The sequence below is a fragment of the Mycobacterium ostraviense genome (genome assembly GCF_002705925.1).
GTDB classification, from domain to species: Bacteria; Actinomycetota; Actinomycetes; order Mycobacteriales; family Mycobacteriaceae; genus Mycobacterium; species Mycobacterium ostraviense.
Map to the genome: position 1 here is coordinate 1 of NZ_NKRE01000011.1, position 252 is coordinate 252.

Below are 252 nucleotides of genomic sequence, written 5' to 3' on the forward strand. Positions count from 1 at the left end.
CTGCGCAACCAGCGCCGTGAGCTGATCGAGGTCGCCTCCCTCGGTTTGGACCCGGAAAAGGACTTTGACTGGATGTCCAAGCTCTGGTGTCAGCACGTGTTCGGCAAGCGGGCCAGTGCAGCCGGCGCCGGCTGGATGCACCGTAAGTACTTCGAGCTGGCCGTGCTGGTGCAGGTCAAGGACGAACTGAAGTCCGGAGATCTCTTCATTCCCAGCAGCGAACGGTTTGATGACTACCGTGAGCAGCTGGTC

At 60.7% G+C, this 252-nt stretch carries 1 protein-coding gene; it reads left to right on the top strand.

What is annotated here, in order from left to right:
- Window positions 1-252, top strand: a 252-nt coding sequence (locus tag CDN38_RS33605) for a hypothetical protein (RefSeq protein WP_142361378.1), incomplete at both ends; no start/stop codon positions are given.